Below are 22,696 nucleotides of genomic sequence, written 5' to 3' on the forward strand. Positions count from 1 at the left end.
AGGCTCGCTCCCACAGGGGATCTTTAGTGGACGCGGATTTTGTGTACGACACCGATCCAATGTGGGAGCGAGCCTGCTCGCGATGACGGCGGTGATGTCACCGCCGCTTTTACGCCAACACCCGCTCCAACGTCCGCGAAACCCCAACCTCGCGCAAACTGTTGCAACACCGCTCAAACGCCGCGACAAACTCCGGCGAATGCGCAATCGCCGTACCAAAAATCTCCTCCACCCCCAACAGCCGCTGGGCCATCAACGCATCATCGGCCACCAGCGCCTGACAAAACGCCGCCCGAGGATCGGGAATGGCGTAGGTATCACCATTCTCGTCCACGCCCTTCAAATACAATGCCCAAGCCGCCACCACCAGCGCTGCACGCTTGGTCTCCCGGCCATCGGCAATCAAGCGGTTGATGGTCGGAATGGTGAACTTGGGAAACTTCGACGAACCGTCCGAGCACACACGCTCCAGCTGATCGGCAATCGCCTGATTGGAAAAGCGCTCCACCAGGGTGTTCTTGTAATCAGTCAGATCAATCCCCGGCACGGGCGACAGTTGCGGCGTCACATCCAGGTCCATGTAGGCACGCATGTAACGCACGAACAGCGGGTCGTTCATGGTTTCGTGAACGAAGCGGTAACCCTTCAAAAACCCCAGGTACGTCAGCGCCAGGTGACTGCCGTTGAGCAGTTTGATTTTCATCTCTTCGTACGGCGTGACGTCGTCGGTGAATTGCACACCGACCTTTTCCCAGGCCGGGCGACCGTTGACGAACTTGTCTTCCAGTACCCACTGCACAAACGGTTCGCAGACCACCGGCCAGGCATCGTCGACGGCGTGTTTGTCGGCCAGTTGCAGGCGATGTTCGGTGCTGGTCATCGGCGTGATGCGGTCGACCATCGCATTCGGGAAGCTGACGTTTTCGGCGATCCAGTCGTGCAGGTCTGCATCGCGCAGCGCGGCGAAGGCCAGCAGCGCTTTGCGGGTGACTGCGCCGTTGTGCGGCAGGTTATCGCAGGACATCAAGGTGAACGCCGGCGTGCCGGCAGCGCGGCGTTTGGTCAACGCGGCGCAGAGAAAACCGAATACGGTTTTCGGCGAATCCGGGTGCGCGAGGTCGTGCTGGATCTGCGGCAGGTGGGCCATAAATTCGCCGTTGCTGTCGTCGATGCAGTAACCGCCCTCGGTGATGGTCAGCGAGACGATGCGGATTTCGGGGCTGGTGAGCTTGTCGATCAACGCTTGCGCGCCGTCCTCGGCCAGCAGCATGTCGCGGATCGCGCCGATGACCCGCACTTCGGTGTCATCGGTGTCGCCGAGTTCAAACAGGGTGAACAGGTAATCCTGCTCCTTCAGGTCGTCCCGGGCGCGGCGGTCTTCGGCGCGCAGGCCGACGCCGCATATTGCCCAGTCCAGGCCTTCGCCAGTGTTCATCAAGGCATCGGTGTAATACGCCTGATGGGCGCGGTGGAAGCCGCCGACGCCGATGTGCGCGATGCCTTGGCGGGCGTCGCTCAGGGCGTAGGCGGGCAGGACCACGTCGGGCGCGAGGTGGTGCAGGTTCTGTTTATTCAGTTTCATCACACGCTCTCTGAAATCAGGCCGCTGCGCGCAACGGGCGGGTCAGCGCCACGCCGTCGGCATCGAATAAATGGCAGTGTTCGGCGTCCAGGTGCAGGCTCAGCGCCTCGCCATAGCGGCTGGCCAGATCGCCGCGAACCCGCATGGTCAGCGCTTCACCGGAGGAGGTCCGGACGTGGCAGAAGGTGTCGCTGCCCAAGCGTTCGCTGACGTCGGCGGTGACCTGCAAGGTGCAGTCGCCGGTTTTTGCCAGCTCCAGATGTTCCGGGCGAATGCCCAGCGTCACCGCACCACCGACGCTCAGGCTGGCGCCGCTCAGCGGCAACGTGATGCGGGTGCCGGCATCGAGCGCCACTTCGCAGCTTTGGCTGTCGACACGGGTGACTTTGCCCTTGAGAAAGCCCATCTTCGGTGTGCCGAGAAAGCCTGCGACAAACAGGTTGGCGGGCTGGTGATACAGGTCCAGCGGCGAGCCGACCTGTTCGATCTTGCCGCCATTGAGCACGACGACTTTGTCGGCCATTGTCATGGCTTCTACCTGGTCGTGGGTCACGTAGATCATCGTCGCTTGCAGTTCTTTGTGCAGGCGCAACAGTTCCAGACGCATCTGTACGCGCAGCGCCGCGTCGAGGTTGGACAGCGGTTCGTCGAACAGGAAGATTTTAGGGTTGCGCACGATGGCGCGGCCGATGGCCACGCGTTGACGCTGGCCGCCCGACAGTTGCTTCGGTTTGCGCTCCAGCATCGGCTCGAGCTCAAGGATGCGCGCCGCCTCGCCGACTTTTTTCTCGACTTCGGCTTTCGGTACGCCGGCCAGATCGAGGGCAAACGACATGTTTTTGCGCACGCTCATGTGCGGGTACAGGGCATAGGTCTGGAACACCATCGCCAGGTCACGCTTGGCCGGGCTGACTTCGGTGATGTCGCGGCCGTCGAGTTCGATGCTGCCGCCGCTGACTTCTTCCAGGCCGGCGATCAGGCGCAGCAGGGTGGACTTGCCGCAGCCGGACGGGCCGACGAAGACCACGAACTCCTTGTCGTTCACTTCCAGGTCGATGCCTTTGATGATGGAAAAGCCTTCGAAGCCTTTTTGCAGATTCTTGATTTTCAGGTTGGCCATGGTGATGGGCCTCCGCTTGTTTTTATTCAGTTGAACCGAACGGGCTTTTTTGTAGGAGCCGGCTTGCCGGCGATGAGGCCCTGAAATTTTGCATCGCTCTTGAGGCCGTCATCGCCAGCAAGCTGGCTCCTACAGGGGATCGTGTCAGGCCGGAAATTCGTGTCAGGCGTCGTTTCATTTCACCGCGCCAAACGACAGGCCGCGGACCAGTTGTTTCTGGCTGATCCAGCCGAAGATCAGGATCGGCGCGCAGGCGAGGGTCGACACCGCCGACAACTTGGCCCAGAACAACCCTTCGGGGCTTGAGTACGAGGCGATCAGCGCGGTCAGTGGCGCGGCTTTCGACGAGGTCAGGTTCAGCGACCAGAAGGCTTCGTTCCAGCACAGGATCAGCGACAGCAGCACTGTGGAAGCCAGGCCACCCTTGGCGATCGGCAGCAACACGCGGACCATTTCCTGCCACAGCGTGGCGCCGTCCAGACGTGCGGCTTCGAGGATGTCTTTGGGGATGTCCTTGAAGTAGGTGTAAATCATCCAGACCACGATGGGCAGGTTGATCAGCGTGTAGATCACGATCAGCGCGATGCGTGTGTCGAGCAGGCCAAAGCTCTTGGCCAGCAGGTAGATCGGCATCAGCACGCCCACCGGCGGCAGCATCTTGGTCGAGAGCATCCACAGCAGCGTGCCTTTGGTGCGCTGGGTTTCGTAGAACGCCATTGAGTAGGCCGCCGGCACCGCGATCAGCAGGCAAAGCGCCGTGGCGCTGAAGGAAATCACCACCGAGTTCCAGGCAAAACTGAAGTAATCGCTGCGCTCGTTGATGTGCAGGTAATTCTCCAGCGTCGGCGTGAAGATGAATTGCGGCGGCGTCGCGAACGCGTCGATTTCGGTTTTGAAACTGGTCAGCACCATCCAGAAAATCGGGAAGAAGATCAGGATCGCGATGGCCCAGGCCAGCGTGCCGAGCAGCACACTTTGCAGACGACGGGATTGTTGAAGGGTCATGGCGCGGGCCTCAGGCTTTGTCTGTCAGGTTTTTGCCGATCATGCGCACCAGCACGATGGCCGCGATGTTGGCGATCACCACCGCAATCAAACCGCCGGCGGACGCCATGCCGACGTCGAACTGCACCAGCGCCTGGTTGTAGATCAGGTAGGCGAGGTTGGTCGAGGCGTAGCCGGGGCCGCCGTTGGTGGTGGTGAAGATTTCGGCGAACACCGAGAGCAGGAAGATGGTTTCGATCATCACCACGACGGCAATCGGTCGTGCCAGGTGCGGCAGGGTCAGGTGCCAGAAGATCGCAATCGGCCCTGCACCGTCGAGGCGCGCGGCTTCTTTCTGTTCCTGGTCGAGGGACTGCATGGCGGTCATCAGGATCAGGATCGCGAAGGGCAGCCATTGCCAGGACACAATGATGATGATCGACAGCAGCGGGTAGTGCGCCAGCCAGTCCACCGGTTGCGCGCCGAACAGTTTCCAGACGTAGGCGAGAATCCCCGACACTGGGTGGAAAATCAGGTTCTTCCAGATCAGCGCACCGACGGTGGGCATGATGAAAAACGGCGAGATCAGCATCACTCGCACGACGCCGCGACCGAGAAAATCACTGGCCTCCAGCAACGCACTGATCAACACCCCGAGCACCACACTGATCAGCAATACGCTGCCGACCAGCAACAAGGTGTTGGTGGCGCCGGGCATGAACCCGGAGTCCGTCAGGAAGTAAGTGAAGTTCTCAAGCCCCACGAACTCGTTCTCGCCCGGGTTGAGCAGGTTGTAGCGGATCATCGAGAAGTAAACAGTCATGCCCAGCGGCACGATCATCCACAGCAGCAGCAAGGCCACCGAGGGGCTGACGAGAAACCAGCCGGGGTTGGCCAACCGGCTTTTACGCACCGGCTGGGGAATGTCCATGTGAGCTTTGGCAGTTGAAATATTCATGGTGAAAGAACCCATTAAGAACAGACGACGAAGAACTACTGTAGGAGCGAGCCTGCTCGCGAAAAATGTCCGGATAACGCGTTCAATCAGGCAGCCAGCGTCAGCGTTAAAGTCCATCGCGAGCAGGCTCGCTCCTACAGGGATTTGGGGTTACTTGGGATAACCCGCGCGCTTCATCTCACGCTCTGTGGTTTGCTGGGCGGCGGTCAGGGCCTGGTCGACCTTGGTCTGACCGATCAGCGCCGCCGAGAACGACTTGCCTACCTGAGTACCGATGCCCTGGAACTCGGGGATGGTCACCAGCTGAATGCCGATGTAAGGCACAGGCTTGAGCGTCGGCTTGCTTGGGTCCGCCGTTTTCAGCGATTCAAGCGTGACTTTGGCAAATGGCGCTGCGCTCATGTACGCCTCGCTGTAAGTCGAGGCCCGCGTGCCTGGCGGTACGTTGGCAATGCCGTCTTTTTCCGCGACCAGTGCGCCGTACTCCTTGGAGGTTGCCCAGGCACTGAAGGTCTTCGCCGCGTCCTTGGCTTTGGAGCTGGTTGGAATCGCCAGCGCCCAGGAATAGAGCCAGGCCGAGCCTTTGTCGGTGGTCTGGTGCGGCGCGTAGGTGAAGCCGACGTGCTCGCTGACTTTGCTCTGGGTTTTGTCGGTGACGAACGAGCCGGCGACGCTGGCATCGACCCAGATCGCGCATTTGCCGCTGTTGAACAGCGCCAGGTTTTCGTTGAAACCGTTGCTCGACGCGCCCGGCGGGCCTGACTTCTTCATGGTGTCGACGTAGAAGTTCAGGGCGTTTTTCCACTCGGGGCCGGTGAATTCCGGTTGCCATTTTTCATCGAACCAGCGCGCGCCATAAGCATTGGCGACGGTGGTGATCAGCGCCATGTTCTCGCCCCAGCCGGCCTTGCCGCGCAGGCAGATGCCGTACTGCTCTTTATCCTTGTTGGTGAGTTTGCTGGCGAATTCGCCGATCTGTTCCCAGGTCGGATGTTCCGGCATGGTCAGCCCGGCGTCCTTGAACAGGTCGGTGCGGTAATAGGTGATGGAGCTTTCGGCGTAGAACGGCAAGGCATACAGCGAACCCTTGACTGACAGGCCTTCACGCACCGAAGGGAACACGTCGTCGAGGTCATAAGTGGCCGGCAGATCCTTCATCGGTTCCAGCCAGCCCTTGGCGCCCCAGAGTGCGGCTTCGTACATGCCGATGGTCAGCACGTCGAACTGCCCACCCTGGGTGGCGATGTCGGTGGTCAGGCGCTGACGCAGGACGTTTTCTTCGAGCACCACCCAATTGAGCTTGATGTCCGGGTGCTCGCCTTCGAAGGTTTTCGAGAGCTTTTGCATGCGGATCATGTCGCTGTTGTTGACGGTGGCGATGGTCAGGGTCTGAGCGCCGAGGCTGACGCTGCTGAGGGTCATGCAGGTAAGGGCTAGCAGAGCTTTTACAGAAGGTTGCATCGTGCACTCCTTTTCTGCACCCGGTGGGGGACAGAAGGACAGTTATTGTTTTTGTGTCTTCCGGGGCAGGAAGAATGTGCGCTGATTACAGCCTTCAATTGAGGATGAGACAAATCATCCATCGCACTTGAATCGATACTATTTTGCACTGCTGTCGGGGGTGGGGGATGCAGGGATAGGCGTCACAGCGGTGTGCGGGGATATAATTTGTACAGGTTTTAGGGCGCCTTCGCGGGCAAGCCTCGCTCCTACAGGGGGGGGCGCAATTCCTGTAGGAGCGAGGCTTGCCCGCGAAGGCGATCTGGAAATCAACGCATGACGCGAATGGATTAACCCAGATTCTGTTCAGTCAACCGCTGCACCGCCAACCGCCGATAGTGCGACGGCGTCATTCCCTTCAACTGCTGAAAACGCCGATTGAAATTGGAGATATTGTTGAAGCCCGACTCGAAGCAAACATCGGTCACCGGCTTGTCGCCGTCGGCCAGCAGTTCACAGGATTTGCTGATGCGCAGCCGGTTGACGAACTCGATGAAGCAGCGCCCGGTGGCTTGCTTGAACACGCGACTGAAATAGGTCGGCTTCATGCCCAGGTGCTCGGCGACTTCCTCCAGCGGCAGTTCACGGGCGTAGTGGGCAAAGATGTAATCCACCGCGCGGTTGGTGCGATCGATATTGTGTTCATCCGCCAGTTGTGGCGTTGTGGCACCGGACAGCAGTTGGTAGTCGTCGGTGGCTGCGAGCAACTCCAGCAAAATGAAAAAGTGCCCGAGGCGGGTCATGCCTTTGGTGTCGGCGATCCGCTGCATCAAGGTCATCGCCTGGCGGATAGTGTGCTTGCAGCGAAACTCGATGCCGTACTGCGCGCGCTCCAGCAAGGGCGCCAGTGTCTTGAGTTCGGCAAACACCTGGTGGCCGCTCTCGAACAACTCGTCGGTGAAGTTGACCAGCATGTCCCGCTTGGGCACAACTTCGTCCTCGGCGACCTGGCTGATCCAGTTGTGGGGCAGGTTGGGGCCGGTGAGGAAAAGTGTTTCCGGATAGAAGTTGCCGATGTAGTCGCCAATGAACACCTTGCCGGAGCTGGCGACGATCAGGTGCAGTTCGTATTCCTTGTGAAAATGCCAGCGCACCAAGGGGCAGGGGAAACCGTGCTGGCGATAGATGATCGACAACCCGTTATGGTCGTCCATCAGTTCGTAGGAAGGATCGGTGACTCTGGCAGTCCGGGTCATATCAGGGCGCTTTTATTGTTATTGCGCCCTGATCATGCCTCTTTACCGGCCGACATTGCCAGCCTGGGGCATGTCGACCGACGTCATGCGCCCGGTTACGGATGCAGGGCGCTGCCATAAACCGCCTTCATGCTCGACGCGCTCCAGCAGTAACGCACGATGTCTGACTCATCGAAAAAGTCGGTGCTGACAATGCTGCATCGGGTCACCCAGTCCCGGGTCGGGTTGAACCAGGCGTTGATCTGGTTCTTGATGTCCTGAGGCCCGCCCAGAAAGCCGTAGCTGGTGGCCGACAACGACCAGAGAAAGCTCTCGAACGGTGCGTCTTGCAGCTCGTTGGCAATGTGGCGTTCCAGTTCGGCTGTGTCGGTGAAGGTTTCGCCGCTCCATTTGTGCGGGATGCGCGGCCAGAAGTAATCATCGTCCAGCCCCCGCACAACGTGCGCTGCCAGCACCAGCCTGCGGCGGGTGCTCATGCGTTTGAGTTGTCCCACCGTTTTCGACGCGTCGTTGGGCGGTATGACTCGGTAGCCGAGTCGATTCACCAGCAGGTCATTGAGTTTCTTATGGTCAAAACGCTTGGCACCGTCGCCCATTTGGTGGAAGTCGAAGACGATGAACTCGTCCGGGTTTTGATCAAGAAACGCGGTTGTCGCGTCGATCAGCTCATCAAGGACACGATGAGACTGAAAGCCATTGTGATGAAAGTAGAAGATCGATTGATCGCGCCCCTCGGTGTAACCAAGTCGGATATCAAATGCCCGTGCACCGTTGGCCAGTTGCCACGCAAATGAATCGTTCTGGCACGTGGTCCAGTTACCAATGACAACATCATAGTTGGGGGCTTTTTTGTCCATGCCGCTGTTGTGAGTGCCTGGCCAGATCAAGTCGGTCAACTTCAGGCGGTCGATGTCGAGCACATTACTCATCCATTTCTTTTTGTCGAACGTACCTTGTAAAGATTGGGTCATTGTCATTCCTGATAGTGGCTTCAGCCCATCCGTGGGATGAAGTGGATATATGTAATTTCAAGCATAGAGGTGCGTTCCAGCATTGCCAGTGACGGAAACATCTGCACAAATTAATAGTGTCAGGCGTTGGCTTTGATCAGATTGGCCATCCGGCAATGGCTGACCAGATTCGACGTTTCAAAAAAGTCCGCATTGATAATGCTGCACTTCAGAATCCACTCGCTGACGGCCGGGTCAAACCATTGATCAAGCTGCTCGCCGATGTTCACCGGACCGCCCACGGCGTGGTAACTGGTGGCGGAGAGCGACCATGGCATGTCGCTGGTTGGCGGGTATCGCATGACCTGCGTGATATGCGCGTTCAGTTCACTGATGCTGGTCGTCCCGATTCCGCTCCATTCGTGCGGAATGTACCGACAAAACAAGGTGGCATCGAAGCTCGGGTGATATTCGGCGGCAACCAGCACGCGCCGGGCATGACTGGCCCGTTTCAATTGACCGAGTGTCAGGCCCGCATTCCTGTAAGGAATTATCCGGTCACCCAAATGAGTCATCAGCAGGCGATTGAACTCCCGATGGTCAAAGGCCTGGTTACCTGCATTCAACTGATGAAAATCCAGCACGATGAACTCATCGGGGTTTTCCTGCAGAAACCGGATCACGCTCGTGATCAGGTCTTCCAGGGAGCGGGAGGAGCGAAAACCGTTGTGCTGGCACCAGAATGTTCCGACGCCATTGCGGCCGATTTCATACTCCAGCCTGACATCGAGCGCGCGGGCGCCTTGGGTCAATTGATAATAGAACGTATGAGTCTGGCAAGCGGCCCAGTGACTGATGCCCGGCGCCGCATACGAGGCCTTTTTGTCCACGCCGGCATTATGCGCGCCGGGTAAAACCAGTTCCGCAAGCGAGAGTGAATCAATGGCCGGAAGTTGTGTCATCCAGCGATGGGTTGTAAATGATTGGTTGTTGTAGAGGAAATTATGATTAGTTGCTGTTAGATCGTTATTCATTGTGCGTCCTTGCACAGTAGGTTAATCGTCAGGGGAGACGATTCTAACGATCAAGTGTCATCTTTAGTTCGGTTTTTCGCTTCAATCCATTGCGCCATGTATTGAGTGCTTTTATGTTGATGGTGGCGCAACATGCTACCGGTAAAGTTGTCCCGTCTTAGTGTCGGCAAGTGCTGTTGGCAATACTCTAGTTTTGCAATCAGCGCCGGGCCGTGGGTGTACAGCTGGTAACGTTCGGCCAACAGTTCCAGGCCAACAGCCTGGGCGTTCAACCATTGGGCCTGGTCTTTATAGAGTTGCACCGCGCTATCGGCAAACTCGCGTGCCGTGCGGGTCACGGCGCCCGGCCAGGGGCCTTGGCCATACATCGCTTCGGCACCGATCGGCGTGGTGACATTCGGTGTACCGCAAATCATCGCATCGACGATTTTGCCCTTGATGCCCGCACCGAAACGCAACGGCGCCAGGCATACGCGAGCGGCCGACATCACTTGCAACGCGTCTTCTGCCCAGTTCATTACATGGAAACCTTGCGCCGCATTGTGCAGCGCGGTCGCCTTGGGTGGCGTGTAGGCTCCGTAGATGAGCAAACGAGCGGTGGGCAATTGCTCGCGAATCAATGGCCAAATGGTGGTTTTCATCCAGAGCACCGCATCCCAGTTGGGCGCGTGACGGAAGTTGCCGATACTGAGGAAGTCCGCGCGCTCCTCAAAACCCGTCGGCGGCGCGCTCGGTAGGTCGACCATCAACGGGCACCAGTGCAGCAGGCTGCGTGGCACCTTGAACTGCTCGACCAGCAACTCGATTTCCGTTTCGGAAATCATCAGGTTCAAGTCGCAGCGATACAACGCAGCGATTTCCCGTTTCGCCAGGTCGGTGTCGGCCATCAGTTCGAACTCTTCACGCAAGGCCGGTGCGAACAGCCCGCTGAAGTCATTGTCGTCGTCGCTGGCTTTCAACCGGTCCTTGAGCCGTTGATGCCGGGCATGGCGCAGGCTTTGCAAATCCTGCGTTCCGAGCACGCGCAAGGCATCGGGGCAGTGCTTCTCGACACGCCAGCCGAACTGTTCTTCCATCATGAATTGCTCGAACAACACGATGTCCGGCGCCAGTTCGCGGACAAACACATCGAAACTGCTGTTGTTCAGTTCGATCGGCACTTCACGAATGCCCAGCGCCGTCAGGTCTTCCTGATGTTCGCCAGCACCGGCCGGGCTGCTGAAAGTCACGTCCCAACCTTGTTGCAGAAACGTCCCGAGCAGTTGCATCACATACCCACCCGCTGCGGAAGAACGTGGCTCGGGCCAGACGTAGCCGATAACCAGGACTTTGGTGGCGCGGGGCAGACTCATGCAGGGAGATTCCTTGAAGCGGGCAGGGGAATAAAAGCGGGGCGCAATTAAACCACAGCCGAGGACGATTCCTCAGCCCGCTCAACGAAGGCTAGGTAATAGCGAGAATGCCTTTGACCTTGTCGCGCAATTGATCAATGGAAAACGGTTTGCCGATCACATGCATTCCGGCGGGCACCTCAATATTTTCTGCGTAGCCGCTGGCAAACAGGACGGGCAGTTCCGGGCGAACCATGCGCGCCTGCGTGGCCAGTTCGCGGCCATCCATGACCGGCAAACCGACGTCGGTCATCATCAGGTCGATGTATTGATCTTCATCATTGAGAAATTCCAGCGCCTGCTCGCATCCGTTCGCCTCGAGTACCTTGAATTCCAGCTCCTCCAGCACATCGACGATCAGCATGCGCACAATGTCGTCGTCTTCAACGACCAGGATGATGGATTGTTCAGCGGACATATTGGGGGTTCTCAACAGTTGAATTCGCAGTGACCGGTCGATCAAAAACGCCGGGCGTTAGCATGAGTAAGTAACGGAACCCGACAAGTTCCCGACCCCACTGGAAAAAGAATAGCCGTACCAGGGCGGACAAGGATAACCGCTCCTTTGCGCTGGGGCAGTTGAATGTAGGATTTCGCGCACAATCACGTCAGAAAATTGGATCAATGCGGCAGATTTGAGGCAGACTCCCTGCATTCCAACAGTTCGACAAGGCCCTCCCATGACCACTGCGTCTTCGGTTGACGAGCAACGATTTCGTAAACTCCTGAGCCGCAACGTCAGCCTGCCGTTGGGTGTCGGTGTGCTCAGTGCGGTGTTCTTTGTCTCGCTGATCACCTATCTGCTGTCGGTGATCCAGTGGGTCCAGCACACCGACCGGGTGATCAATAACGCCAATGAAGCGGTCAAGCTGACCGTCGATCTGGAGACCGGCATGCGCGGTTTCCTGCTCAGTGGCGACGAGAGATTTCTTGAACCCTACGAAACCGCCAAGCCGAGAGTCGCGGTAGCGGTCAAGACCTTGCTCGAACTGACGGCGGACAACCCGGTGCAAACCGACCGCCTGCAACGGCTCCAGGCCCTGCAGAGTGAATGGGCGACTTACGCGCAGAACATGATCGACTTGCAGCATGCGGGCGGTGACTACCGCAGCGCCATCAAGGCCGGACGCGGCAAACGCCTGACTGATGAAATCCGCAAGCAATTCGAAGACGTGATCGACATGGAGCAGCAGTTACGCGCTACGCGTAACGAAGAAGTGCGCCGCAGCACGATCTGGAGTATCAGCCTTTATCTGCTGTTCATTGTCGGCATCAGCGGGTTGCTCGCCTACATTGGCCGTCGGGATCTGCTCAACCTTTCGCAAAGCTACAGCGCCAACCTGGCCGCGCAGCAGGCCAGTGCTCATCGACTGGAACAGCAAGCCTGGCTGCGCAACGGCCAGACCGAACTGGCCGAGCAAGTGCTGGGGCAACTGTCGCTCAATCTGCTGGGGCGCAACATTCTGCAGTTTTGCGCGCAATACCTCGGCACGGCGGTGGCGGCTATTTATGTACGTGAAGAACATGGCGGCCTCAAGCGCATTGCCTCTTACGGTTTTTCCCGTGAGCAGGAAGCCCTTGAACAACAGATTTACAGCGACGAAGGGATTGTCGGGCAAGTGGCGCAACAGGCGAAGCTGATACGCCTCGACAATGTACCAAGCAACTATTTCAAGGTCAGTTCCGGCCTTGGTGAAGGCTTGCCGCACAGCGTGCTGGTGGTGCCGACCAGTGATGACGATCGGGTCAACGGGGTCATCGAACTCGGCTTCCTGCGCCCGTTGAACGACCGCGACATCGAACTGCTCGAACTGATTGCCGGCAACATCGGCACTTCCATCGAGGCCGCGCGCTATCGTCAACGCTTGCAGGAAGTGCTGGCCGAAACCCAGCAACTCAACGAAGAACTGCAAGTCCAGCAAGAAGAACTCAAGACCGCCAACGAAGAGCTTGAAGAACAATCAAGGGTTCTCAAGGAATCCCAGGCGCATCTGGAAACCCAGCAGGTCGAGCTGGAGCAGACCAACGAACAGCTTGCCGAACAGGCCCTGACTCTGGCCGAGCAACGCGATGCCATGGACCTGAAGAACACCGAACTCAATCAGGCCCAGACCCAGCTCGAAGAGCGCGCCGAAGAGTTGCAGCGCTCTAGCAAGTACAAGTCCGAATTCCTCGCCAATATGTCCCACGAATTGCGCACGCCGCTGAACAGTTCGTTGATCCTGGCCAAGTTACTGGCGGAAAACCCGCAGGAAAACCTCAGCGCCGAACAGGTCAAATTCGCCGAGTCGATCTATTCGGCCGGTAACGATTTGCTGAACCTGATCAACGACATTCTCGATATTTCCAAGGTCGAGGCCGGCAAGCTGGATATGCGTCCGGAAAACACCAGCGTCGCCCGCCTGGTGGACGGTCTGCGCGGGATGTTCCAGCCATTGGCGACGGACAAGCAGCTGGATTTCCAGGTCGATGTGCAGCCCGGCGCACCGATGATGATTTTCACCGACCGCCAGCGTCTGGAGCAGGTGGTGAAGAATCTGCTGTCAAACGCGGTGAAGTTCACCGAGAAAGGCACGGTCAGCCTGACCGTCGCCAGCCAGCCCGGCGACGGCATTGCCTTTATCGTCCGCGATTCCGGGATCGGTATCGCACAGGAGCAACAGGAAAGCATTTTCAAAGCGTTCCGCCAGGCCGACGGCACCACCAATCGCCGTTACGGCGGCACCGGGCTGGGCCTGTCGATTTCCCGCGATCTGGCGGCACTGCTTGGCGGTTCCATCAGCGTCACCAGCGAACCGGGGCAGGGCAGTGTGTTCACCCTGGTCTTGCCGCAGCAATACGTTGAACCGGGCGAGACGCCGGTCGAGCCGATGCAGGCCTCACCGGTTGCGATGGCTCCGAGAGCACCGGCGCCTGCCCTGGTGCCGCTGATCGCTGAAGTCGATATCCCGCGTTTCGACGATGATCGAGGCAAGGCACCTTTCACCACTCGCTGCATTCTGGTGGTGGAAGATGAGCCGAACTTCGCGCACATCCTCTACGATCTGGCCCACGAATTGGGTTATCAGTGCCTGGTGGCCCACGGCGCCGACGAAGGTTATGACCTGGCGAAGGAATACATTCCCGACGCGATCCTGCTGGACATGCGCCTGCCGGACCACTCTGGCCTGACCGTGTTGCAGCGCCTGAAGGAACACGCCGAAACCCGACACATCCCGGTGCATGTGATCTCGGTCGAAGACCGGGTCGAAGCCGCGATGCACATGGGCGCCATCGGTTACGCGGTCAAGCCGACCACCCGTGAAGAGCTCAAGGACGTGTTTGCCCGCCTCGAAGCCAAGCTGACCCAGAAGGTCAAGCGCGTGCTGTTGGTGGAAGACGATGACTTGCAGCGCGACAGCATTGCCCGGTTGATCGGCGACGATGACATCGAGATCACTGCGGTCGGCCTCGCGCAGGATGCGCTGGACCTGCTGCGCACCACCGTTTTCGACTGCATGATCATCGACCTGAAACTGCCCGACATGTTGGGCAATGATCTGCTCAAGCGCATGTCCACCGAGGACATCTGTTCGTTCCCGCCGGTGATCGTCTACACCGGGCGCAACCTCACTCGCGATGAAGAGACCGAACTGCGCAAGTATTCGCGCTCGATCATCATCAAGGGTGCACGCTCGCCGGAGCGTCTGCTGGATGAGGTCACACTCTTTTTGCACAAAGTCGAATCGCGGTTGTCCCATGAACGGCAAACGATGCTCAAGACCGCGCGCAGCCGCGACAAGGTCTTCGAGGGTCGCAAAGTGCTGTTGGTGGACGACGATGTGCGCAACATCTTCGCCCTTACCAGCGCGCTGGAGCAAAAGGGCGCAATCGTGGTCATCGGCCGGAACGGTCGTGAGGCGATTGAAAGACTGAATGAAGTGGAGGACATCGATCTGGTGTTGATGGACGTGATGATGCCGGAGATGGACGGTTTCGAGGCGACGAGCCTGATCCGTCAGGACCCGCGCTGGCGCAAGCTGCCGATCATTGCGGTGACGGCCAAGGCCATGAAGGACGATCAGGAGCGCTGCCTGCAGGCCGGCTCCAACGATTACCTGGCCAAGCCCATCGACCTGGATCGCCTGTTCTCGCTGATTCGCGTGTGGTTACCGAAGATGGAACGCATTTAGTGGAACGCAATTATTCAGTGGAGCGAAGTAGCGAAATCGAATTGCGGTTGTTGATCGAGGCGATCTACCTCATATACAGCTACGACTTTCGTGATTATTCCGGCGCGTCGATCAAACGACGCGTCCAGCATGCGTTGAGCCAGTTCGAGTGCGCGACCATTTCGGCGTTGCAGGAAAAGGTGCTGCACGATCCAACTGCGTTTATGCAGTTGCTGCAATTGCTGACGATCCCGGTCAGCGAGATGTTCCGCGACCCTTCGCACTTCCTCGCCATTCGCCAGGAAGTGGTGCCGCTGCTCAAGACCTACCCCTCGATCAAGATCTGGATCGCCGGTTGCAGCACCGGAGAAGAGGTGTACTCGATGGCGATTCTGCTGCGCGAGGAAGGTTTGCTCGATCGCACCATCATCTATGCCACTGACATCAATCCGCGCTCCCTGGACAAGGCCAAGCAGGGGATTTTCTCCATGGAGAATGTCCGGGCCTACACTCATAACTACCAGCAGGCAGGTGGCCAGCGTTCATTCGCCGACTACTACACGGCGGCGTATGGCTACGCGATTTTCGACAAGAGTTTGTGTGAGAACGTGACCTTCGCCGACCACAGCCTGGCGACCGATAGTGTCTTTTCAGAAACTCAATTAATTTCGTGCCGTAATGTTTTGATTTATTTCAATAAAAAGCTCCAGGACAGGGCGTTCGGGTTGTTCCATGAATCCCTTTGTCATCGCGGTTTTCTGGTGCTGGGCAGCAAGGAAACCCCGGATTTTTCGGCCTTCGGCAACCAGTTCGAGCCGTTGGTCAAACAAGAACGGATCTACCGTAAATCATGAACAGTGCAGCGAAATTGCCTTCTGTGGAGGCTATCGTGATCGGGGCTTCGGCCGGTGGCGTGGAGGCGTTGCTGAGCATCCTCAGCCCTCTGCGCGAAGGCTTCGTGCTGCCGATCATCGTGGTGCTGCACCTGCCGGACGAGCGTCGCAGCCATCTCGCCGACGTGTTTTCCCGAAGAGTCGCCATGCGCGTTGTCGAGGCCCATGACAAGACGCTGATTGAAGCGGGCACGCTGTATTTCGCCACGCCGGGCTATCACTTGTCGGTGGAGCAGGACCGCAGCTTTTCCCTGAGCCTGGAAGACCGCGTGCATTATTCGCGGCCTGCCATCGACTTTCTGTTCTCGTCGGCGGCGGATGCCTACGGTCCCGCCCTGGCCGCCGTGCTGTTGACCGGCGCCAACCGCGATGGCGCCAGCGGCCTGGCCGAGGTCAAACAGCGTGGCGGCCTGACCATCGTCCAGGATCCGAAAGAAGCCCAAGTCGCGACCATGCCCCTGGCGGCGCTGGATGTTCACCAGCCAGACCATGTTCTCCCTATCAACGACATCGGCCGTCTGCTTGTCGAGCTGGAACGAATAGCATGCTAAGTAACATCCAGGCCAAACTGCTGATTGTCGACGATCTGCCGGAGAACCTGTTGGCGCTTGAAGCGCTGATCAAACGCGAAGACCGCATCGTCTACAAAGCCTTGTCCGCCGACGAAGCCTTGTCGCTGTTGCTGCAACACGAATTCGCCATGGCCATTCTCGACGTGCAGATGCCTGGCATGAACGGCTTCGAACTGGCCGAGTTGATGCGCGGCACGGAAAAAACCAAGAACATCCCGATTGTGTTCGTCAGTGCCGCCGGCCGTGAGCTGAACTATGCGTTCAAGGGCTACGAAAGCGGCGCCGTGGACTTCCTGCACAAGCCGCTGGATATCCACGCGGTCAAGAGCAAGGTCAACGTGTTCGTCGATCTGTTCCGCCAGAGCAAGGCCATGAAGCAACAGGTCGAAGCGCTGGAGCAGAGCCGCCGCGAGCAGGAAGCGCTGCTTAAACAGTTGCAGAGCACCCAACTGGAACTGGAGCAGGCGGTGCGCATGCGCGATGACTTCATGTCCATCGTCGCCCACGAAGTACGTACGCCGCTCAACGGCCTGATCCTCGAAACCCAGCTGCGCAAGATGCACCTGGCGCGCGACAACGCCGCAGCGTTCACCCTGGAAAAGATGCACGCGATGGTCGATCGTGACGAACGGCAGATCAAAAGCCTGATTCGCCTTATCGAAGACATGCTCGATGTGTCGCGCATTCGCACTGGCAAGCTGTCGATCCGACCGACACGCTTCGATCTGTCGGCGCTGGTGCGCAACTTGTTACAAAATTTCGCCCCGCAGATCGATGCCGCCGAATCCTCGGTCACCTTGGACGCCGAGCATCCGGTGGAGGGCAATTGGGACGAATTTCGTATAGAACAGGTGATTTCCAACCTGCTGACCAACGCCTTGCGATACGGCGCGAAGAGCCCGATCACCGTGAAGGTGTACAGTGAGAGCGGTCAGGCGCGGGTGGACGTACGCGATCAGGGGATCGGCATTGGTGAAGAAAACCAGAAGCGTATTTTCCAGCAGTTCGAACGGGTTTCGGCCAAACACGCCGTCGCCGGACTGGGCCTGGGGTTGTTTATTTCAGAACAGATTGTGACCGCCCATGGCGGTACCATTACCGTCGAGAGCCGGATTGGCGAAGGCGCCTTGTTTCGCGTTTGTCTGCCGCTGTAGGAAAACAGCCATTTAAACGCAACCTCTGATCGACCTCACGGTCGTATCAGCAGCTATTGACCGAACAAAGGCTACCCATGAGTGAAGATGCACAAGATGTCGTACTGATCGTCGAGGATGACCCTTCGATCCTGATGGTGCTGTCGGCCTACCTGTCGGGTGAGGGTTACCGGGTATTGCAGGCCGAAAACGGCGAGCAGGCCTTCGAGATTCTGGCGAGCAAGCCGCATCTGGACATGATGATCACCGACTTCCGCCTGCCGGGCGGGATCTCCGGCGTGCAGATCGCCGAGCCCGCCGTGAAACTGCGACCGGAGCTCAAGGTGATTTTCATCAGCGGCTACCCGCAGGAAATCCGCGAGACTGACAGTCCGATCACGCGCACGGCGCCGATTCTGGGTAAGCCGTTTGATCTGGATGTGTTGCAGGAAATAATGCAGGACATGCTGTCCTGAGCATGGCTCGACAGGTTGTCCCGACCTTGTAGGAGCCGGCTTGCTGGCGATGGCGTATGTTCTGACACTGCGCGTTATCGTTCTTCGCGGGCGAGCCTCGCTCCTACAATGCTGCGTCGTGTTGCCCCGATCCTGTAGGAGCCAGCTTGCTGGCGATGGCGACCGCAAGATCAACAATGATTTAAAGCCCTTGCTGCAGGGCGGGATCGTCCGGATTGAGCTGTTCGAGTTGCGCCAACAGAATCTGCACGTTTTGCAGTTGCCCGCTTTCTTTCCAGTAGTTGATCAACAACACCCGTGCCTTGCGGTCGGCCGGATGGCGCTGGACGATTTCCTGCAACTGTTTCTGTGCCGCTTCCAGCTCTTGTTCGCCGTGTAGCGTGGTGGCGAGGTCGTAGCGGTAGTCCTTGTTGTCTGGTTCCAGCTCCACGGCTTTGGACAGGCCGAGCAGGGCGAACTCACTCTGCCCGTGATGCAGCAACCAGAGCCCCAGGGCATGTTGCAGGTAGGCAGAATCGGGTTGAGCCTTCAACTGTTTGGCCAATAGCAACCGGGCGGCTTCGCCTTGGCCCTGTTTGTCCAGCACCTCGATCTGCATCACCAGTGCCGGCAGATTGTCAGGCGCAAGGCGCAAAGTGTTCTCGAGCGCCTGTTGCGCCGCCTTGAATTCGCCGTTGTGCAAGTGCAGCCGGGCCAACTGGTACTGGTTGTCCGCGCTGTCGGGCGCGCTCGTGAGCACTTGCTCCCACGTGTCGATCGCCTGCTGCAACGGACCAAAATACAAACCAAGGTCGTCCGGTGACAATCCAAGCAATGCGTTCACCGCGGCAAACCGCACGTTTTGTTCGCTGTCATCGAGCAACGGGCCCAACAGCAGGCTGCGCTGCCCGCTGGGGACTAAACCGCTGATGCTCTTGATCGCCGCGATGCGCACCTCGGCCGCCGGGTGTTGCAGGTCTGCATCCGCCAGTTTCAAAGCAAGCGGACTGGGATAATTGGGCAGTTCGGCATGCAGCCAGACGCGGCGTTTGGGGGATATGTCAGGGCGACCCAACTGCTGATATAAAACCCGCGCGGCGCCCGGTTGCCCCGCCCGCGCCTGGTTCAGCGCTTCGCTGTAACCGCGCTTGATCGCCTCCGGCACTACGGGCGTTGTGCTGCGCAGCAACAGCCACGCAAGGCCGATGGCAAACAGGACACAGAAGCTGATGATCAGGTAACGGCGGGACTGGGGCATGCAGGAATCCGGGAGCTGGCTAGCTTTTGCAAGGCTGCCAGCTTCGGTCAGGCCGGGCTGTGAGTCAAACCCTGAGGCCATTACGCGGTGAATAGTCAGTATTTTTCCTACAAGTGCTGTCGACACTGAAACCCTGTCGAGCCGCCGAAGCAGTGACTACGCTTGCTGGAGATGACCCGATGAGCGTTCCCATGCAACCGCTGCTTCAATACTTCAAGGCAATACTCAACCCTGGGCCAGGGGTGGTGTTGTTCGCGTTGAGAACCATCGCGGCGGGGCTGTTGACGCTGTACCTGGCGTTTCTGTTCGACCTCGACCAACCCAAGTGGTCGATCATGGCGGTGGTCATCGTCAGTCAGCCATTGGGCGGAATGACCCTGGCCCGCAGCTTCGGCCAAGTCATCGGCACCACATTCGGGGCCGTCGTCGCAGTGTTGATCATGGCGGTTTTTCCCCAGGCGCCGTTGCCTTTCATCGTTACCCTGGCCTTGTGGCTGGCATTGTGTACCGCCGGCGGCACCTTATTGCGCTATACCAGTTCCCAGGCGTTTGTCTTGAGCGGCTACACCGCGGTGGTCGTGGCATTGCTGGCAGTACCTGATCAGGACGGCACGTTCCTGTTGGCCGTGACCCGCGTCACCGAAACCTTGCTGGCGGTGGCCTGCGTGTGTGTGGTCAGCCTGCTCACCGCGCGCCCGGAAACCGTGGCCCGGGACTATTTCGCCAAAATCGATCAAGTCATCAAGCTGCTGGCAACCCATGCCGCTGCGGTCATTCGCACCGAAGAAAGCGAGGCTGACTTTCACCGCCGGCAGATGCAACTGTTGGGGGAAATCAGCGCCCTTGAAGGGGTGCGCAGGCATTTGTATTTCGACGCGCCACGGTTACGCAGCGCCAATGGTCTCGTGCAGTTACTGGGCAATCAGCTCGTGTTACTGACCTCGCGGCTGACGGCGCTGCGTCACCAGCGAGAACTGCTGACCGAGCGTTGGCAAGGGGCATTACCCGAGGAAATCCAGCGTTTGCGCGCCGAAGAGCTGGCCTTCCTCGATCAACTGGCCCTGCAAGGGCGCTCGCTGTCGAGCGAGGCGCGGCACCATTTCTCGGCGTTGCAACAGCGTTTCGATGATCAGGCCTACAAGGCTGAACAACTCACCGAGACAATGCCTGCCACGTTGCGTTCTCTAGCCTGGGCACTGCGCTGGGAACAAGCCCGGATGTTGGAGCAACTGGGGCAGATGCTGGAGCTGAGCGACGCGATCCAGGAAGAGCGGGCGGCCAGTAGCGTATTCCGCGGCCAGGAGAATCCGTTGCATCTGGACTATACGCTGGCGGCAATGAACGCAATCCGCGCCTTTACTGCATTGGTGGTGGCCGGGTTCATCTGGATCGAGACCGCTTGGGATGGGGCCCGGGGCGGGATGATTGTGGTGGGGATTCTCTGTTCGCTGATGGCGACTTTCCCTCGGCCATTACTGGCCAGCCAAAGCTTTGCCAGGGGGTTGGGTCTGTCGTTGGTGGTGTCGGCGCTCTACCTGTTCTTGCTGATTCCGATGATCAATGGCTTCGAACTGCTGGCCTTGCTGCTCGCGCCGTTGCTGTATGCCGTCGCGGTGGGGCTGTCGAGCCCGCCAACCACCGGCACGGGCATCGGCCTCGGATTGACGACGATGCTGTTGCTGGGCCCGCAAAACGTCGGCGTCGGGCAAAACACCGCAACTCAGTGGTTCGAGTTTGCCGGCGCCTATATCAGTGCCACCGCACTCGCACTCAGTGTCTATGCCCTGATTTTCCCGTTCCGACCCGTTTTGCGAATGCGTCGGCTGTTCAATGAGAACTGCGAGCAGGTCTACGCTTTGCTGAAGACCCCGGCCACCGACGAGCAACAATTTGCGTTTGAAAGCCGCATGGTCGACCGCCTGACCATGATGTTGGGATTGTTGCCGGCCATCAGTGACAAGCATTCCAGAGACCTGTTTGAAGTCAGCCTCGGGTGCATGGCACTGGGCGTGGCGTTGAATCAGCTCAGGCAACAGGCGCAAGACAACACGTTGCTCAGTACCGATCAATTGAACCGTTTGCTGGCGGCGGTCCGCGAGACAGGGCGATTGATTGCCGGGCGCGCCGGGATCGACCTTGAACGGTTGCTGGAGAACTTGCATGTCCTGGGTGATGAAATGGACGACTTGCATCTGGACGTTCATAAACACCTGTGGTCGGTTTTCAGGATGCGCGTGGCGCTATTGATTGTGGTGTCGTTTCTGGAGCGATATCGCGCCTGGTTTCAACCCGCCGGACAGGAAGGAGACCCCATCCTTGCCCATTGACCTGGAAGTAGGCGGCGTCTATTTGCCGCCGATCGCGCAGGCGCTGTTGCTGGCCTTGCCGATTTTCCTGCTACTGGACTGGACCTTGCGCCGTCTTGGTGTGTTGCGGTTCGTCTGGCACGAAGCCTTGTTTGAAGGTGCGTTGTACGCCTGCGTTTGCGCGACGCTGATTCTGGTGATGGGAGCTTGATGCCTTGAAGAAGATCCTTGCCCGGCTCACAACGGTGGCTGTGGTGCTGCTGGCCTTTGTGCTCGGCTGGTTCGCCTGGGAGCATTACACCCGCGCACCCTGGACTCGCGATGCACGGGTGCGGGCTGATGTGGTGACCTTGTCCGCCGATGTCTCGGGGCGCATTGTCACGCTGAGGGTTCAGGACAATCAGCATGTCGACAAGGGCCAGTTACTGCTGGAGATCGACCCGGCTCGCTACGTTCTCGCAGTGGAGCATGCCAAGCGTTCGGTGGAGGTTTCGAAGGCCACTCTCGGCCAATCCGAAGCAACGATTGTCGCCAGCGAAGCGATGTTGCGCCAGCGTCAGAGTGAAGAGCGCCGGCGGCGCACGCTCAAGCAACGCTTCGCGATTTCAGGCGAAGAATGGGAAAAGTCCAGCACCGAGGTGGCGGTAGCACAGGCCGAGTTGCTGCGTAACCAGGCCAACCTGGGGCTGGCGCAGGCCAATGTGCAATTGGCTGTCGCGGCCTTGACTCAGGCGGAACTGGATCTGCAGCGTACCCGGGTCGAAGCGCCTGTCAGCGGTTACGTCACCAACCTGCTGACCCGACAGGGCGACTATGCCGCGGCCGGGGGCGCATTGTTGGCGTTGGTGGACAGCGACTCGTTTTATGTCAGCGGCTATTTCGAAGAAACCAAGCTGCCGAGAATCGAGGAGGGTGATCGGGTCAGGATCGAATTGATGAGCGGCGAAACCTTCGGCGGCACGGTACAAAGCATTGCCTTCGCCATCGCCGACCGCGAGAACCTGCCGGGCGGCCGCCTGTTGGCCAACATCAACCCGAGTTACACCTGGGTCAAGCTGGCGCAACGGGTGCCGGTGCGGATCAGAATTGACGCTGACTATGCCGGCAAGGACAAATTGCGGGCCGGGACAACAGCCACAGTGACCGTGCAGGAAACCCGCAATTCTCAAGATCGCCGCTAGCCCCTGTGTGAGCGGGCTTGCCTGCGATGAAG

Annotated in this window: 19 protein-coding genes; 8 read left to right on the forward strand and 11 right to left on the reverse strand. The window is 58.8% G+C overall.

Annotation, left to right across the window (positions count from 1 at the left end; all coding sequences use genetic code 11):
- Positions 1 to 109 precede the first annotated feature (109 nt).
- The 10 genes from KGB24_RS05945 to KGB24_RS05990 all read right to left on the reverse strand — a co-directional run bounded on the left by KGB24_RS05945 (position 110) and on the right by KGB24_RS05990 (position 11,133).
- Positions 110 to 1,582 carry a mannitol dehydrogenase family protein gene (locus KGB24_RS05945; RefSeq protein WP_223414264.1) on the reverse strand — a complete coding sequence of 491 codons (1,473 nt, stop codon included), beginning with the start codon at positions 1,580 to 1,582 and terminating at the stop codon, positions 110 to 112.
- A gap of 16 nt (positions 1,583 to 1,598) precedes the next feature.
- Positions 1,599 to 2,702, reverse strand: a complete 1,104-nt coding sequence (locus tag KGB24_RS05950) for an ABC transporter ATP-binding protein (RefSeq protein ID WP_223414265.1) — start codon at positions 2,700 to 2,702, stop codon at positions 1,599 to 1,601.
- 174 nt (positions 2,703 to 2,876) lie between these two features.
- Positions 2,877 to 3,707 (reverse strand): carbohydrate ABC transporter permease, encoded by an 831-nt coding sequence (locus tag KGB24_RS05955; RefSeq protein WP_008026557.1) that lies wholly within the window; start codon positions 3,705 to 3,707, stop codon positions 2,877 to 2,879.
- A 10-nt stretch (positions 3,708 to 3,717) separates the two neighbouring features.
- Positions 3,718 to 4,644: a carbohydrate ABC transporter permease gene (locus KGB24_RS05960; protein WP_032828623.1), complete on the reverse strand. Its 927-nt coding sequence runs from the start codon at positions 4,642 to 4,644 to the stop codon at positions 3,718 to 3,720.
- A gap of 150 nt (positions 4,645 to 4,794) precedes the next feature.
- Entirely contained in the window at positions 4,795 to 6,105 is a 1,311-nt protein-coding gene (locus KGB24_RS05965; protein WP_223414266.1) for an ABC transporter substrate-binding protein, read from the reverse strand.
- A gap of 329 nt (positions 6,106 to 6,434) precedes the next feature.
- A complete protein-coding gene (locus KGB24_RS05970) occupies positions 6,435 to 7,340 on the reverse strand; it encodes an AraC family transcriptional regulator (RefSeq protein WP_008026553.1) in 906 nt (301 codons plus the stop codon).
- Between the two features lie 95 nt (positions 7,341 to 7,435).
- Complete coding sequence (locus KGB24_RS05975) at positions 7,436 to 8,311, reverse strand: phospholipase (RefSeq protein WP_223414267.1); 876 nt, start codon at positions 8,309 to 8,311, stop codon at positions 7,436 to 7,438.
- A gap of 119 nt (positions 8,312 to 8,430) precedes the next feature.
- Complete coding sequence (locus KGB24_RS05980) at positions 8,431 to 9,324, reverse strand: phospholipase (RefSeq protein WP_223414268.1); 894 nt, start codon at positions 9,322 to 9,324, stop codon at positions 8,431 to 8,433.
- Between the two features lie 50 nt (positions 9,325 to 9,374).
- Positions 9,375 to 10,676, reverse strand: a complete 1,302-nt coding sequence (locus KGB24_RS05985; protein WP_223414269.1) for a glycosyltransferase — start codon at positions 10,674 to 10,676, stop codon at positions 9,375 to 9,377.
- 91 nt (positions 10,677 to 10,767) lie between these two features.
- A complete protein-coding gene (locus KGB24_RS05990) occupies positions 10,768 to 11,133 on the reverse strand; it encodes a response regulator (protein WP_223414270.1) in 366 nt (121 codons plus the stop codon).
- 262 nt (positions 11,134 to 11,395) lie between these two features.
- On the opposite strand from KGB24_RS05990, the gene KGB24_RS05995 reads away from it, so the two are divergent.
- The 5 genes from KGB24_RS05995 to KGB24_RS06015 all read left to right on the forward strand — a co-directional run bounded on the left by KGB24_RS05995 (position 11,396) and on the right by KGB24_RS06015 (position 17,940).
- Complete coding sequence (locus KGB24_RS05995) at positions 11,396 to 14,887, forward strand: response regulator (protein ID WP_223414271.1); 3,492 nt, start codon at positions 11,396 to 11,398, stop codon at positions 14,885 to 14,887.
- Positions 14,887 to 15,720: a CheR family methyltransferase gene (locus tag KGB24_RS06000; RefSeq protein WP_223414272.1), complete on the forward strand. Its 834-nt coding sequence runs from the start codon at positions 14,887 to 14,889 to the stop codon at positions 15,718 to 15,720. Before KGB24_RS05995 ends, KGB24_RS06000 begins: the two co-directional genes overlap by 1 nt.
- Positions 15,717 to 16,310, forward strand: coding sequence for a chemotaxis protein CheB (locus KGB24_RS06005; RefSeq protein ID WP_008026546.1), 594 nt, complete (start codon positions 15,717 to 15,719; stop codon positions 16,308 to 16,310). Before KGB24_RS06000 ends, KGB24_RS06005 begins: the two co-directional genes overlap by 4 nt.
- Positions 16,304 to 17,485: a hybrid sensor histidine kinase/response regulator gene (locus tag KGB24_RS06010; RefSeq protein ID WP_008026544.1), complete on the forward strand. Its 1,182-nt coding sequence runs from the start codon at positions 16,304 to 16,306 to the stop codon at positions 17,483 to 17,485. Before KGB24_RS06005 ends, KGB24_RS06010 begins: the two co-directional genes overlap by 7 nt.
- Before the next feature lie 77 nt (positions 17,486 to 17,562).
- Positions 17,563 to 17,940 carry a response regulator gene (locus tag KGB24_RS06015; RefSeq protein WP_008026542.1) on the forward strand — a complete coding sequence of 126 codons (378 nt, stop codon included), beginning with the start codon at positions 17,563 to 17,565 and terminating at the stop codon, positions 17,938 to 17,940.
- 181 nt (positions 17,941 to 18,121) lie between these two features.
- Here KGB24_RS06015 and KGB24_RS06020 read toward each other — a convergent pair whose 3' ends face one another.
- On the reverse strand, positions 18,122 to 19,177 hold the full coding sequence (locus KGB24_RS06020) for a tetratricopeptide repeat protein (RefSeq protein ID WP_223414273.1): 1,056 nt from the start codon (positions 19,175 to 19,177) through the stop codon (positions 18,122 to 18,124).
- 179 nt (positions 19,178 to 19,356) lie between these two features.
- Here KGB24_RS06020 and KGB24_RS06025 point away from each other — a divergent pair, with 179 nt between their 5' ends.
- Genes KGB24_RS06025 through KGB24_RS06035 form a run of 3 tightly spaced genes read left to right on the forward strand, consistent with a single transcriptional unit; the run spans position 19,357 to position 22,664 of the window.
- Entirely contained in the window at positions 19,357 to 21,504 is a 2,148-nt protein-coding gene (locus tag KGB24_RS06025; protein WP_223414274.1) for an FUSC family protein, read from the forward strand.
- Entirely contained in the window at positions 21,494 to 21,694 is a 201-nt protein-coding gene (locus tag KGB24_RS06030) for a DUF1656 domain-containing protein (protein WP_008026537.1), read from the forward strand. The genes KGB24_RS06025 and KGB24_RS06030 overlap by 11 nt, the downstream gene beginning before the upstream one ends.
- Before the next feature lie 4 nt (positions 21,695 to 21,698).
- Positions 21,699 to 22,664, forward strand: coding sequence for an HlyD family secretion protein (locus tag KGB24_RS06035; protein ID WP_223414275.1), 966 nt, complete (start codon positions 21,699 to 21,701; stop codon positions 22,662 to 22,664).
- Positions 22,665 to 22,696: the final 32 nt, after the last annotated feature.

It is taken from the genome of Pseudomonas sp. BF-RE-25 (assembly GCF_019956105.1).
In the GTDB taxonomy this organism is placed as follows: Bacteria; Pseudomonadota; Gammaproteobacteria; order Pseudomonadales; family Pseudomonadaceae; genus Aquipseudomonas; species Aquipseudomonas migulae.